The following is a 13,159-nucleotide window of genomic DNA, read 5'->3' on the forward strand; positions in this document are numbered from 1 at the left end:
GTAGCCGGAGGCATACTGAACGTTGTCCGGCGGGACAACGACTGTGACTCCCTCGTCGACCACGTAACACGGCAGGCAAGAATGCGAGGGAAGCAAGTTCACCCGATCGGGGGGAGGTGGTCACGCAGTGAAGACGAACGCGGCGCCGCGGATGACCGCCGCCCTGGCGAACCGCGAGTTCCGCGCACTCTGGCTCGCCGAGGTGCAGTCCCTCATCGGGGATCAGCTCACCATCGTCGCGCTGGCGATCCTCGTCTACGACCGGACAGGTTCCGCGTTGCTCTCCGCGGTGGTCTACTCCCTGACCTTCCTGCCCGCGCTGGCCGGCGGCCTCGGCCTCTCCCAGCTGGCCGACCGCTACCCGCGGCGCACCGTCCTCGTCGTCTCGTCCCTGATCCAGGGTCTGCTGATCGCGATCATGGCGATCCCCGGCACCCCGCTCGCCCTGTTGTGCGGGCTGGTGGTGCTGGCGCGGCTCGTGAACGCGCCGGGCAACGCGGCGCAGAACGCGCTGACGCGCGAGGTGTTCACCGACGACGACCTCTATTTCAAGAGCCAGGACATCCGCGGCATCTCGACCAACACCGCCATGCTGCTCGGTCTGGCAGGCGGCGGTCTGCTGGTTTCGCAGGTCGGGGTGAGCTGGGCGCTGGCGCTGGACGCCGCGACCTTCCTGTTGAGCGCGGCCGTGGTCCGCTTCTCCGTGTCCCGGCGGGCGGCGGCGTCCGACGGCAGCGGCAGCTGGTTCGGCGCGGTCAAGCAGGTCTTCGGCAACCGTCACCTGCGGGTGCTGGTCTGGTTCTCGTGGCTGGTGGGCCTTGCCGTCATCCCCGAGGGGCTCGCGGCACCGCTCGCCGCGGAGATGGGCGTCGGGAAACAGGCCGTCGGCTGGCTGCTGGCCGCCGATCCGCTCGGTTTCGTCATCGGAGCGTTCCTGTTGTCCCGGTTCGTCTCCGCGGAACAACGGCGGAGGCTGCTCGGCGTTCTGGCGGCACTACCGATGCTCGCCCTGATCGCCTTCGCGCTCAAACCCGGGCTGATCCCCGCGTTGCTGCTGCTGGCGGCGGCGGGTGCCGCGGGGGCGTACCTGATCACGGTGAGCGCCACGTTCATCACCTGGGTCCCGAACGAACTCCGGGGCGGTGCGGGTGGGGTGTACCGCACGGGGTTGCGGGTGGCTCAAGGAATAGGGGCGGGACTCGGCGGGCTCGCCGCCGATCGGCTCGGGGCGGCGACCTCGGCCATCGCGCTGGCAGGCGTGGTCGGCCTGCTGCTGGCCGTACTGGTCGCGCTCAGCTGGGGGCACATCAACGGAACCAGCCCGGAACCGTTGCTGTCATGACGAATCCACACTGGACGACCCCTGGGGCGGCGGCTCGGCCGCCCGGCGGGTTCGTACTCGGAAATCTCGACGACGGAACACTGACACAGGACCTTGGTCTTCGGCACGGGGGCGAAAAGAAACGACTCTCGATCAGAAGTCACGGCTCGACATGGTCGGACACCTCCTGGGAACCTCGCAGCGAACTAATACCTTGTCCGGGCTCAGAAGTCACGACTGGACACTATCCGTCACCCCTTCCGCGTCGCGTCTCGAAAAACATTCAGTCACCAAGATCAGAAATCACGGGACACGATTGCCACCTCCGGTCCGTGTTCGCGGGCACCCTTGCCGCTGTCGGACAACTGATGCGATGGGATGATACCGGCCGTGGAATACGAACGGTGTATCAGTCGGTACCGGTGAGATTACTCAGCCGTGCCGTCCGCGCGGAAAAGAGGTAGCAATTGCCAGCCGAGACCGGTGACCGCCGCCAGCACGGTGACGGCACCGGCGACCTTGAGGACGCGGCGCCGCCGTCCGCGGCGCGGAGCGATGCGCCGGTGACCGAACGCGGGCGAATGAGCCCGGAAGGTGACCAGGCCGAACCGCGGGAGCGCCATCCCTACGATCCCAGGGCGTGGGCTCTCTGGCAGCGGCCGAAACGGTTCATCGCGTTCCTTTTCGCCATGGAGGCGATCGGAATCGCGATCATGGTCGTCGCGACAATGGATTCCGTGAATCCGGGAAGAACGGACTGGGTTCGTTTCGCGATTCTCGCCGTCGGCGCCACCGCGCATATTCAGCTGACCCAGCGACAAGAGGAAAGACGGCGCGATCGCAGTCGTACCGTACTCATCGACCTCACCGCGGTATGGACATTTCCGGCCGCGGTCATCCTGCCGCTTTCGCTGACGCTTTCCATCATCGCGATCGTCCGGATCCAGCATTGGTTCATCGCCCGGCGGCCCGCGCACAACTTCGTGTTCTCTTCGGTCACCCACGGCGTTTCGGTGACACTGGCGTCGCTCACCTTCGCCGCGTTCGGCCCGCACGAATGGGGACGGATTTCCGGCTGGGACACCCTCGGTGAATTCGGCGTCCTGATCGTCACCGGGATGGTCTTCGAAGCGGTGCAGATCGCCTACATCGGCGGCATCCTCACGATCGGCTCGCCGAAGCGGCCCTCGCTGTCGACCGTCCTCGGCAATACGGCCGACAACCTGCTGGAGGCCATCACGATCGGCCTCGGCGCGGTCACCGCGGTACTGCTGTTGATCATGCCACCGATGGTGATCGTGATGGCCGTGGTGACGGTGGTGTTCAATCGCCTCGCCGAGATCGACCAACTGCAAAACGACGCCAGGACGGACCCGAAAACCGGTGTTCTGAACATGCGCGGATGGTCGGAGTCGGCCGATCGGGCACTCGGAAGGACTGCCCGATCGGACGACGGCCTTGCGCTTCTGATGATTGATCTCGACCACTTCAAGTGGATTAACGACACTTATGGACACCCGGCGGGTGACGACGTCCTCCGCGATGTGGCACGGAAATTGGACGAGGTCACCAGGCCCGCCGACGTCGTCGGCCGGTTCGGCGGCGAGGAATTCCTCGTACTTTTGCCGGATATCGACGAAACGGCGGCGAAACTCGCCGCCGAGCGAGTGCGCAGTGCTATCGCGGAACTGCATATAGTGACTACCGACAAAAGAGGCAGCCGGGTGACGATCTCGGGGCGCACCACCTCGATCGGGGCGGCGCTGTTCCCTCGTCACGGTGAATCCCTGGAGGAACTCCTGCACGCCTCCGACGCCGCCGTCTACGTGGCCAAGGAGAACGGCCGGAACCAGGTGCGGTTCGCCCAGGACGTGGACCGGCCCGCTCCCCCGCCACCCACCGAGGCCTGAAGGTGGTCGTGAGTGGCGTTTCGGGTTCTAACCCGAAACGCCACTCACGACCACCTGGACCGAACGCGACCCCCCGGGCCACACCATCAGGGGAACCCCACGGAAACCCCGGGGGTTATCCGGATGTCGGCCTTGATCGGCGGATGGCACCCTGGACGCCATGCCAGCGACAGCCCAAGCCGCCGCTCCTCCTACCCGGATCCGGCGGCCCTGGTCGACTTCGGGCTGGTTGTTGCTGGTCACGGTGCTGGTGTTCGGTTTCGGCCTGATCGCGTCGCGGCCCGCCTCGCCGCCGGACCAGGGCCCACCGACAGGTGACCTCCTCGCCGCGCAGAACGCGGTCGACGCGCTGGCGCGGCCGGGTCCGGTCGAGAACGTGCTCGCCGAACTGCCCGCCGACTTCACCGCGGTCAGCGGGATCACCCCTGGCGTGATGACCGCCCGCGACGGCACCGTGCGCGCCGTTCACACCGACGGGGGCTGCTCGGCGCCGTGGGGCGACGACAACACCAAATGGGACTACGCGGTCCCCTGCAGGGCCCACGACCTCGGCTACGACATCCTCCGCTACGCCGAACGCAAGGGACATCCGCTCGGCCAGGAGGCCAGGGCCTCGCTCGACGACCGGCTCTCGGCGGACATGCACAACGCCTGCGTCCTCAACCCGATGGACTCGCGCGGCACTTGCGACGTCGTCGCCTCCCTCTATACCGCCGGTCTGGTGCTCAACTCCTGGCATCAGCGCTGGGGGCCGCCGGTCGGTGACCCGCTCGGCCCGATGATCGTCGGCGTGCTGGTGATCGGCGCGCTGCTGGTGTTCCGCCTCCGCGGCTGGGTCCGTACCCGCCGGACCGTCGTCATGCTCCCCCGCGAGCCGCGGCCGGTGGTCCCGGTCGGCCGATGGGCGTTGCTCGGGGTCGCCGGTGTCGTGCTGATGCTGCTCGGCGAATCCGCCGTCGCGCTCGCGCATTGGGCGGGGGCACCCGAACGGTCGTTGTGGCCGTTCACCTGGCTCGCCCAGCTCTGTCCGGTCATCTTCTTCGCGGTCGGCCGGATCAACGAGGCGGGCTGGCGGTCGATCCGCGCGACCGGCGGCCGCTACCCGCAGTACCTCGCCGACCGCGCGAGCCCGCTGCTGCGCCCGGCGCTGATCTTCGCCGTCGTCGCGCTGGTCGTCCCGCTCGCGCTGGAGGTGCTGGGCATCCCGACGGGGACGAACGCCACCGTCATGCGGATCGCGCTGCATCCGCTCTGGCTGCTCGGCGTCTTCCTCTTGACCGTCGTGCTCGCGCCGGCGCTGCTGACGCTGTATCGCCGGACGCGGACCGCCTCCGTAGCCGGGCTGCTGGCCTTGACCTTGGCGAGCGAGGCCGCCGCGCACTGGTCCGGCTCGGCCGTCCCGCGCTACGCGGAGACGTTGTTCCTCGCCTTGTTCGTCCAGCAGCTGGCGTTCGCCCACGCCGACGGTGTCCGCCTGCGGCGCGGCGCCCTCCTGGCGACGGCGTTCACCGGCGCAGCCGGGCTCGGCCTCGCGGTCGCCGTCCGCGGCGAAGGACCGATGCTGCTCGGCGGCCCCGGCGCCCCGGCCGCGTTGTCGGGCCCGCCGTGGGGAGTGCTCCTGCTCGGCCTGGTCCAGCTCGCGCTCCTCGGCCTGCTCTCGCGGCCGCTGGCCCGGCTCGGCGAACGTCCCACGGTCGCCGCGACCGCCCGCCTCGTCCTCCGCGCCCCGATGAGCCTCTACCTCGGCTTCCTGGCCGCGATGCTGCTGCTCGTCGCGGTCGTCTACCTGCCGGGACCGTTCGTGGACGGGCTCAGCTGGCTGGCCCGACCGCGGGTCCTGCTCGCGATGGCCCTGCTGGCCGTGCCCGCCGTGCTCGTCTTCTGGTGGTTCGAACGTCATGCGGGACCGCAGCAGCGAGCGGTCGACGAGCCGGGCCTGCGCGCGGCGGTGTTCTGCCGGGCGGCGGCGACGGTCGGGATGGCGTACGCGATGCTCGGCGTGTTCGGCTTCGCGCTGACCCGCTTCGGAGGCGCTTCCGCCGACGCCGACCTCCTCGGAATCCGGTTCGGCCCGGTCCAGAGCCTGGTCAACCTGTTGCTCGGGGTGTACCTGCTGCACACCGTGCGGAACGGCACCAGCCGGATGACCGGCACCTGGCTGGTCTGCGCGGTCGCGTGCGCGCCTCCGCTGATGAGCGCCCTCGACGGCAAGCACGTAAGCGCCGCGTCGGTCGCGCTGCCGGTCGCGACGATCGTCGTCGCGATACTCGCCGCGGCCGCCACGCTGGTGCCCGCCCGCGCCGCCCGGCGTGTCCTGCCCTGAGCCAGACAGCGCTGACCAGGCGTTCTTCGTACCATGGTGAGGAAACCGGTGGTGCATGCCACATCTTCGGGGGGATGTGTAATCCTGCGACAACCCTCAACAGGCACCATGCGTCCCTTGAGAAGACCGTCAAACCGGTAGCGAAGAGAAGGAGCAGACCGCGTGGAGTATCCGCCTCGGAATGGGTATGGGGATCGACGTCCCGCCCGGCCTAGGCAGGACGCGCCCGGACGCGTTCCTTCCCGTCCGGCACCCGCCCGCCAGGCCGCGGGCCCGCCGCCTCAGCGCCCGGAACCACGGCGCGCCCCGCGACGACGGTCGTTCCGCGGCCCCAAGATCGCGCTGGGCCTGGTATCGCTGCTGGTGATGGGCCTGACCGGCTACGCGTGGGCCGCGATGGACGGCCTGACGTTCGCGAACGTCGGCATCGGCGCCGACGGCGGCGACAAACCCGCCGACGGCGCCCGCGACATCCTGCTCGTCGGTCTCGACAGCCGCACGGACGCGCAGGGCAACCCGCTGTCGAAGGAAGTCCTGGCCCAGCTGCGTGCCGGACAGGCCGACGGCGAGCTGAACACCGACTCGCTGATCTTCGTGCACATCCCCAACGACGGTTCCAAGGCCGTCGCGATCTCGCTGCCGCGCGACTCCTACGTCGACATCCCCGGCGGCTACGGCAAGCACAAGATCAACTCGGCGTACGCCCGCGCGATGCTCGACGAGCGCAAGAAGCAGCAGGAGAACGGCGTCTCCGACCCGAAGGAACTCGACCAGAAGGCCAACGAGGCCGGGGCGAAGACCCTGATCAAGACCGTCGAGCAGCTGACCGGCTCGACCATCGACAACTACGCCGCCATCAACCTGCTGGGCTTCAGCGAGATCACGCAGGCCATCGGCGGGGTCGACGTCTGCCTCAACGACGACGTCAACGACCAGTTCTCCGGCGCGAAGTTCACCAAGGGCCCGCACACCATCTCCGGGGTGGAGGCGCTCGGCTTCGTCCGGCAGCGCCACGGGCTGCCGCGCGGCGACCTCGACCGGGTCGTCCGGCAGCAGGTGTTCATGGCCGGGATGGCGCGGAAGGTGCTCTCGGCGGGCACGCTCGCGAACCCTGGAAAGCTCAACGACCTGATCACGGCCATCAAGAAGTCGGTCGTGCTCAACCAGAACTGGGACGTCTTCGGCTTCGCACAGCAGATGAAGAGCCTGACCGGCGGTCAGCTCGAGTTCCGGACGATCCCGATCGTCAACATCGAGTACAAGACCCCGAACGACGGCGTCGCCATCCAGGTCGACCCGAAACAGGTCAAGAACTTCGTCCAGGGGCTCGCGGGCCCGCAGCCCGGCGAGCAGCAGCAGGCGCCGCCCGCCGAGTCGCCCAACAAGGCGACCACGGTCGACGTCCGCAACTCCACGAACCGGGACGGCCTGGCCTCGACGGTGCTGAAGCAGCTCGTCGACAAGGGCTTCACCGCGGGCGACACGGCCACCGCGAGCGCGCGCAAGAAGACGGTGGTCTGGGTCGCCAAGGGTCAGAAGGCGGCGGGACAGGCCGTCGCCGACGAACTCGGCGGCAACCCGACCGTCCAAGAGGACAAGAGCGTCGAAGCCGGGCACGTGATGGTCTTCCTCGGCTCGGACTTCAAGTCGCCGAGCGGCGCCGAAGGCTCCGGCTCCTCGCAGAACGCCTCCGGTTCGTCGGCCGCGGCACCCCCGCCCGAGCAGTCCGACGAGAAGCCGATCACGGCCGAAGGCGTGCCCTGCGTCAACTGACGCGCACTCCTTCTTCGCGCGGCGCTGGTGTTGCGAAAGCCACTTTCGCAACGTTGAGCGTTGCGAAAGTGGCTTTCGCAACACCAGCGGCCCCAGGCGGCGAACAGCACCGAAGAGCCTGATGGCCACCGAAACGCGCCCTTCGAGCCGGTTTCGTTCACCCATTCGGCCCAGCGAGCCAAAATCGGTATGAAAAGCACCCCCGAAACCGCGTAAGAGCGGCGGCCCTGCCGACTTTCATACACGTGAGCGCGCTCGTCCCGGGTTTTGTCACACGGGCGAGCGGTGGAGAAGGTTGGCAAGGCAGGGGACGGGGAGTGCTGATCGACGCTGAGAGCTATCAGCGGATACTCGGAGACGAGCTCCGCAAGCTCCGCCGTAAACGTGGCTGGACACGCAAGGAACTGAACCAGCATCTGCAGAGCGAGATCTCGCTCCAGACGCTGGCCACCTACGAGCTGGGCACCCGGCACTGTTCCGTGGTGCGGCTGGTCGAACTGTGCGTCGCGATGGACGAGCTGCCACAGGATCTGCTGGCCAAGGTGCACCGCCGGGTGTTCGTGGACGAACCGGGCCGCGTCCGGGTCGACCTGCGCCTGGTGATCAAGGACGACCAGGAGGAACTGTTCCCCCTGCGACGGTGGGCGGACGACCGGCTCAAACGGTCGGGTGACGCCGGAAGCGCCGAGGTCCACCTCGACTTCGCGGCGTTGGAACGGATGGCCGAGCTCTGCGGCATCCCCACCGTCGATCTCATCGGAAGGCTTCGCCGGCTCAACCCCTCATGAGCGCGGCGTTCCCCGGTCCGTGAAGGCCATGCCCCCCATCTTGGCTTTCACGGACCCTCCCCCTCTTCGCGTGAAGGCTCCCTTCCCTCGGCTCAGCCGAGGGAAGGGAGCCTTCACGCGCGTTCGCTTGGTCAGCCACAGGGTCCCGACACTGACGGGTAAGGCAAAGGTGGCGTTTCGGGTCGGGCTTCCGCGGCTCGCCAACCGTCCACAGAGGACGCGAATCACGGGAAGCGTCCCCTGCGGCGACTTTTCGGGACCGTGGAGTCAGCCGAGGAGTTCGTAGTCCTCGCGCCGCACCTTGCGGGTGTCGAGCCAGTACCGCCAGGTGAAGCCCGGCCAGATCGTGCGGTTGACACCCTTCGCGTCCAGGTACCAGCTCTTGCAGCCGCCCTGGGTCCAGATGCCCTTGGCGAGTTTGCGCTGGATCTCGCCGTTGAACCGCTCCTGCGCCTCCGGCCGCGGGTCGAGCGCCTTGCCGCGCGCGAGCCGCAGCGCCTGCGCGACGTAGGAGATCTGCGCTTCGATCATGAACACCACGGAGTTGTGGCCCAGTCCGGTGTTCGGGCCGAGCAGGAAGAACAGGTTCGGGAACCCGGAGACGGTGATGCCCTGATACGTCCGCATCCCTTCGGTCGCCCACTCCTTGCCGAGGTTGCGCCCGTCACGGCCGATGATCTCCAGGTCGTCGAAGGCGTCGGTGACGTGGAATCCGGTGCCGTAGATGATCGCGTCGACCTCGTGCTCGACGCCGGCGCCGTCGACGACGCTGTGCTCGCGGACCTCTTTCACGCCCTCGGTGACGACGTCGACGTTGTCCCGCGCGAGCGCCGGGTAGTAGTCGTTGGAGACCAGGACGCGTTTGCAGCCCATGGTGTAGTCCGGCGTCAGCTTCCGGCGCAGTTCCGGATCCTTGACGCTCTTGAAGATGTTGCGCTTCGCGATGCGCTGGCCGATCTTCATCACCCACGGCTGACCGTTGAAGCCGATCGCGCGGGCCTCGAGCCCCCAGTAGAGGACGTCGCGGAAGGCACGCTGCAGCAGCGGAACCGAGCTGAACGCCTTCCGTAGCGCTTCGGGCATTTCGCGGTCCGGTTTCGGCATGATCCACGGCGGTGTGCGCTGGAAGAGCGTCAGATCTGCGACGTCCTTCGCGATCTGCGGCACGAACTGGATCGCGCTCGCACCGGTGCCGACCACGGCGACCCGCTTGCCCTTGAGGTCGTAGTCGTGCTCCCACTGGGCGGAGTGGAACGCCCGGCCCTGGAAGCGCTCGATGCCGGGCAGCTTCGGGATCTGCGGCAGGTGCAGCGCGCCGACCCCGGCGACCAGCGCGGGCGCGACGAACTCGTCGCCCGACTTCGACGCGACGTGCCAGCGGTTCTCGTCGGCGTCCCATCGGGCGCCGGTCATCTCCTGGCCGAAGCGGATGTAGCGGTGCAGGTCGTACTTCGCGGCGACGTCGCGCATGTACTGCCAGATCTCCGGCTGCGGCGAGTACGAGCGAGACCAGCCGGGGTTCTGTTCGAACGAGAACGAGTACATATGCGAGGGGATGTCGCAGGCGCAGCCGGGGTAGGTGTTGTCCCGCCATGTGCCGCCCACGTCGTCGGCCTTCTCCAGGATGACGAAGTCCTCGCGACCCTCTTTCCGCAACTGGATGGCCATGCCCAGCCCGGAGAAGCCGGTTCCGACGATGACGACCCCGGTCTCGGTGCGGTTGCCCATGCCCCGACCTCTCGTTCGAATTACCTGTTACCAGGAGTACACCTTACTCGAAGTAGGTTACCTTCGGTAGAGTGCTGTGGTGACGACGGCGAAGCGCAAACGCATGCCACGAGCAGAGCGAATGCGGCAGATGATCGAAATCGCGGAGGAAGTCTTCGCCGAACGCGGCTACAGCGCGGCGTCGATGGACGACATCGCGGAGCGCGTCGGGGTCTCCAAGCCGATGATCTACGAGTACTTCAACTCGAAAGAGGGACTGCTGCTGGCCTGCATCCAGCAGTCGCGGACGGCGTTGCGCGAGGTCACCGAACGGGCGACCGTCGGCGCGACCTCCGCCGAAGACGCGCTGCGGCGCGGCCTGCTGGCTTTCTTCGTCTTCATCCGGGAACGACGGCAGGCCTGGTCACTGCTGCGCCACGAGATGGCGCTGATCGGGACCGGCGCCGCCGACGAGATCGAGCGGACCCGCCGCCAGCAGACCGATCTGATCGCCGCGCTGATGAGCGACTACTTCGACGCGGGCGACGACCTGCGCGCAGAGGCGTCCGCGGAGTTCGTGGTCGGCGCGTGCGAACGGCTCGCGATCTGGTGCGAGCGACACGAGGACGTCAGCCCCGAAACGGCGACCGGATACGCGATGGACGTCCTCTGGTCGGGCCTGTCCGCGAGGGCCCGCTGAAGCGACTGTGAAGATGCGCGTGCATTAGGCCATTCGGTCGTCACTCAGAGCACATTGCCGCCAGTGTCTTGTGACACAGAGTTGTCCTACTGTATCGATGACACTGTAGAAACTCTGATGGACAGTCACGGCCTCCGTCAGGAGGGGGCGCCACCACCCGAAAGTGGCGTCATGACGACGGCGTGGCGAAGTCCACTGAGTGACGCATGCTCGCGAGGAGAGGGGTGAGGCGGATGACCGAACCGATCACCGCGTCGTACGTCCAGGAGGACGACGACTGGAAGATCACGGTCAGCGGCTCCGGCAAGGAACTGACCGGTCGCGCACCGGGCATCATCGCGGCACGGGACCGGGCCGACCAGCTGGTCGAGAAACTGTCCCCGCCCGAACGGTCGACCGTGGTGCACCTGCTCAACGGCAGTGCGCTCGAGTTCACCGCCGCCTACATGACGGCGAGGCTCACGCTTCCGGAGATCGAGCCACTCGAGGTTCCTCCGCCGGCGAACGGCAAGGCCAAGGAGAAGACCGGCGGCAAGCCTCCGGTGCCCCAGGGCAAGGAGCTCCCGAAGGCCGTCGACGAGGCGAAGGCCCCGAAGAAGGCTGAGCCGGCCAAGACACCCGCCAAGGCGGCCCAGACCTCCTGAGACCTACTTCAGGAGTTTGCGGATCAGCAGCACGCCGATCAGCACAGCCCCGCCGATGAGCGGGTACTTCACCTTGGGCTCGTCCAGCTTCGCGCGCAGACCGGTCTTCGCGGAATCCACCAGCTTCGCGGGGTTCGCCTTCGTGCCCAGCTGGTCGAGTGTGGCGACCAGCGCGTTCCTGGCCTGCTCGATCTCACGCTCGATGGTCTCGGGATCGCGAGCCACGTGTCCTCCTCGCCGCGACGGACTTGCTGAACGCCCACGTTAGAGGACGCCACCCCCCACGGTGGCATCGGCCACGCCGAGAAATGCCGATCGTGTCGCACGCTACGATTTCGGGGCAGTACTGGGGCCCGTAGCCCAATTGGCAGAGGCACACGGTTTAGGTCCGTGCCAGTGAGAGTTCGAGTCTCTCCGGGCCCACCGACACCCAAGCTCGTGAGTGGCAAGGACGGCTCAACCGTCCCGACCACTCACGAGCACGTTTCGTTTCGGTGCCCCTCAGCAGGCAGTAGCGGTCACCCGGTGAGCCGTTTCGACCAGGCCTCACCGAACTGATTCGCCTCGCACAGGCGCCCGGCGGTCACCGCGCGCGGTCGTAAACGAGGGCCATCTCCCCCAGCTCCCCGACCTCTTGATACGCCAGCGTCCACTTCGACGCGGGCAGCCCGTCGACGAACAGGCGTTGCCCGCCGCCGGTGATCTCGGGGCAGATCATCAGGTACAGCCGGTCGATCAGGTCGTCGGCGAGCAGGGCCTTGATGACGCTGGCGCTGCTGTTGACCAGGATGTCGCCGTCTCCGCTCGCCTTCAGGCCGGCGACGACGTCGGCGGCTGGGGCGTTCACGACGCGGGCGCGGTCCCAGGGCGCTTCGGTCAGAGTCTTGGAGAGGACCACTTTTTCGGCGTCCGTGAGCCATTTCGCATAGGCGCGGTCGCGGGGGTCGGCGTTCTCGTCGGCGGCGATGGTCGGCCAGAAGCCGAGGAAGCCCTCGGCGTTCAGCCTGCCGAGCACCGCGGTGGTCGCCGTCTCGTGGATACGCGCGAGGTGAGCGCGGGCGACGTCGGTGGTGGCGTACGAGACGATCGCGCCCATGTCGCCGGGGCCGCCGGGGCCGCTGTAGTGGCCGTCGAGGGTGAGGCTGATGTTCGCGGTGACGCGGCGGCCGGTCGAGTTGGTCATGGCGTTCAGTCCTTTTCCTGGATGATTCGAGCCGCGAGGTTGTCGAGCACCTGGCCCCAGCCGGTTTCGATACCGGCGATGAAGGGGACGGCCTCGACGGTGGTTTCGGTGATGCGCAGGTCGAGGCGGAGCCGGGTTCCGCCCGGCGCCTCGGTGAACTTCAGGTCGTAGTGACCGGTGAAGGAGGTGTCCCCCTTGGCGTCCAGCACCGAGAGGTCGAATTCGAGGTGTTCGGGTTCGGTCGCGGCGCGGACCTCGCCCGCGGAGCGGTATCGCCCTTCCGCGTCGCGGTAGTCGAGCACGGCTCGGCCGCCCGTCCACGGCTCGATGACGCAGTCGGTGACGGTCATCGAAGGCGGCGCCCACCAGGAGGCGAGCAGGGCGGGGTCGGTCCAGTGCCGCCAGACGTAGTCACGCGGCGCGGCGAGCAGACGGTCGAACGCGAACGCCCGTCCGTCCGCCCACCGGTCCCGGCTCGCGGCCGCGGTGTCCGCGGAGATCGCGGCCTGATAGCGCGTGAGGACATCACGCTCGCCCTCGTTCGCTTCGATGCTCTCGATCAGCGCCCGCACCCGGCTTCCGAAGTCCTTCAGCGGGCCCGCTTCGACCGCGTAGACGCGACGCTGCCCGAGCGGGAAGACCGTCACGAGACCGACGCGGGTAAGGGTCTGCAGGTGCTTGGTGGTCTGCGGCTGCCGCAGGCCGGTCAGCTCGGCGAGCTCACCGACGGACCGGGGCCGCTCGGCGAGAAGCTCGACGATGCGCCACCTCGCTCCGTCTCCCAGTGCTGCTGCGATCTGCTCCATGCCG

General features: G+C 67.9%; 12 protein-coding genes and 1 tRNA gene. 8 read left to right on the plus strand and 5 right to left on the minus strand.

Annotated elements, in window-relative coordinates:
• Positions 1-127 precede the first annotated feature (127 nt).
• A complete protein-coding gene (locus tag DL991_RS15605) occupies positions 128-1,342 on the plus strand; it encodes an MFS transporter (RefSeq protein ID WP_125785042.1) in 1,215 nt (404 codons plus the stop codon).
• 407 nt (positions 1,343-1,749) lie between these two features.
• On the opposite strand, the gene DL991_RS43315 is transcribed toward DL991_RS15605, so the two are convergent.
• Positions 1,750-1,944: a hypothetical protein gene (locus tag DL991_RS43315; protein WP_233598875.1), complete on the minus strand. Its 195-nt coding sequence runs from the start codon at positions 1,942-1,944 to the stop codon at positions 1,750-1,752.
• 66 nt (positions 1,945-2,010) lie between these two features.
• On the opposite strand from DL991_RS43315, the gene DL991_RS15615 reads away from it, so the two are divergent.
• From DL991_RS15615 to DL991_RS15630, 4 genes are all read left to right on the plus strand, one after another.
• On the plus strand, positions 2,011-3,231 hold the full coding sequence (locus tag DL991_RS15615; RefSeq protein ID WP_370306377.1) for a GGDEF domain-containing protein: 1,221 nt from the start codon (positions 2,011-2,013) through the stop codon (positions 3,229-3,231).
• A gap of 160 nt (positions 3,232-3,391) precedes the next feature.
• Complete coding sequence (locus tag DL991_RS15620; RefSeq protein WP_125785045.1) at positions 3,392-5,554, plus strand: phospholipase A2; 2,163 nt, start codon at positions 3,392-3,394, stop codon at positions 5,552-5,554.
• Between the two features lie 366 nt (positions 5,555-5,920).
• Positions 5,921-7,327 carry an LCP family protein gene (locus DL991_RS15625; protein ID WP_199753970.1) on the plus strand — a complete coding sequence of 469 codons (1,407 nt, stop codon included), beginning with the start codon at positions 5,921-5,923 and terminating at the stop codon, positions 7,325-7,327.
• Positions 7,328-7,644: 317 nt separating this feature from the next.
• A complete protein-coding gene (locus tag DL991_RS15630; protein WP_125785047.1) occupies positions 7,645-8,115 on the plus strand; it encodes a helix-turn-helix transcriptional regulator in 471 nt (156 codons plus the stop codon).
• Between the two features lie 267 nt (positions 8,116-8,382).
• On the opposite strand, the gene DL991_RS15635 is transcribed toward DL991_RS15630, so the two are convergent.
• Positions 8,383-9,843 (minus strand): NAD(P)/FAD-dependent oxidoreductase, encoded by a 1,461-nt coding sequence (locus tag DL991_RS15635; protein ID WP_125785048.1) that lies wholly within the window; start codon positions 9,841-9,843, stop codon positions 8,383-8,385.
• Positions 9,844-9,964: 121 nt separating this feature from the next.
• On the opposite strand from DL991_RS15635, the gene DL991_RS15640 reads away from it, so the two are divergent.
• Positions 9,965-10,522 (plus strand): TetR/AcrR family transcriptional regulator, encoded by a 558-nt coding sequence (locus DL991_RS15640; RefSeq protein WP_199746431.1) that lies wholly within the window; start codon positions 9,965-9,967, stop codon positions 10,520-10,522.
• Between the two features lie 233 nt (positions 10,523-10,755).
• The gene (locus tag DL991_RS15645; protein WP_199746373.1) at positions 10,756-11,166 is read left to right on the plus strand and encodes a hypothetical protein; all 411 of its coding nucleotides are present in this window, start codon (positions 10,756-10,758) and stop codon (positions 11,164-11,166) included.
• Between the two features lie 3 nt (positions 11,167-11,169).
• On the opposite strand, the gene DL991_RS15650 is transcribed toward DL991_RS15645, so the two are convergent.
• Entirely contained in the window at positions 11,170-11,391 is a 222-nt protein-coding gene (locus tag DL991_RS15650) for a DUF3618 domain-containing protein (RefSeq protein WP_005165704.1), read from the minus strand.
• 124 nt (positions 11,392-11,515) lie between these two features.
• Here DL991_RS15650 and DL991_RS15655 point away from each other — a divergent pair.
• A tRNA-Leu gene (locus tag DL991_RS15655) sits at positions 11,516-11,589 on the plus strand.
• 160 nt (positions 11,590-11,749) lie between these two features.
• On the opposite strand, the gene DL991_RS15660 is transcribed toward DL991_RS15655, so the two are convergent.
• Positions 11,750-12,349, minus strand: a complete 600-nt coding sequence (locus DL991_RS15660; protein WP_125785051.1) for a dihydrofolate reductase family protein — start codon at positions 12,347-12,349, stop codon at positions 11,750-11,752.
• 5 nt (positions 12,350-12,354) lie between these two features.
• Positions 12,355-13,155 (minus strand): metalloregulator ArsR/SmtB family transcription factor, encoded by an 801-nt coding sequence (locus tag DL991_RS15665; RefSeq protein WP_125785052.1) that lies wholly within the window; start codon positions 13,153-13,155, stop codon positions 12,355-12,357.
• Between the last annotated feature and the right edge of the window lie 4 nt (positions 13,156-13,159).

The organism is Amycolatopsis sp. WAC 01375 (assembly GCF_003947325.1).
In the GTDB taxonomy this organism is placed as follows: domain Bacteria; phylum Actinomycetota; class Actinomycetes; order Mycobacteriales; family Pseudonocardiaceae; genus Amycolatopsis.

Excerpts from the sequence above, each read along its gene's own strand:
- DL991_RS15635 (WP_125785048.1), bottom strand. The coding sequence starts at position 9,843 with ATGGGCAACCGCACCGAGACCGGGGTCGTCATCGTCGGAACCGGCTTC.
- DL991_RS15640 (WP_199746431.1), top strand. The coding sequence starts at position 9,965 with ATGCGGCAGATGATCGAAATCGCGGAGGAAGTCTTCGCCGAACGCGGC.
- DL991_RS15665 (WP_125785052.1), bottom strand. The coding sequence starts at position 13,155 with ATGGAGCAGATCGCAGCAGCACTGGGAGACGGAGCGAGGTGGCGCATC.
- DL991_RS15620 (WP_125785045.1), top strand. The coding sequence starts at position 3,392 with ATGCCAGCGACAGCCCAAGCCGCCGCTCCTCCTACCCGGATCCGGCGG.
- DL991_RS15645 (WP_199746373.1), top strand. The coding sequence starts at position 10,756 with ATGACCGAACCGATCACCGCGTCGTACGTCCAGGAGGACGACGACTGG.
- DL991_RS15625 (WP_199753970.1), top strand. The coding sequence starts at position 5,921 with ATGGGCCTGACCGGCTACGCGTGGGCCGCGATGGACGGCCTGACGTTC.
- DL991_RS43315 (WP_233598875.1), bottom strand. The coding sequence starts at position 1,944 with ATGGCGCTCCCGCGGTTCGGCCTGGTCACCTTCCGGGCTCATTCGCCC.
- DL991_RS15615 (WP_370306377.1), top strand. The coding sequence starts at position 2,011 with ATGGAGGCGATCGGAATCGCGATCATGGTCGTCGCGACAATGGATTCC.
- DL991_RS15660 (WP_125785051.1), bottom strand. The coding sequence starts at position 12,349 with ATGACCAACTCGACCGGCCGCCGCGTCACCGCGAACATCAGCCTCACC.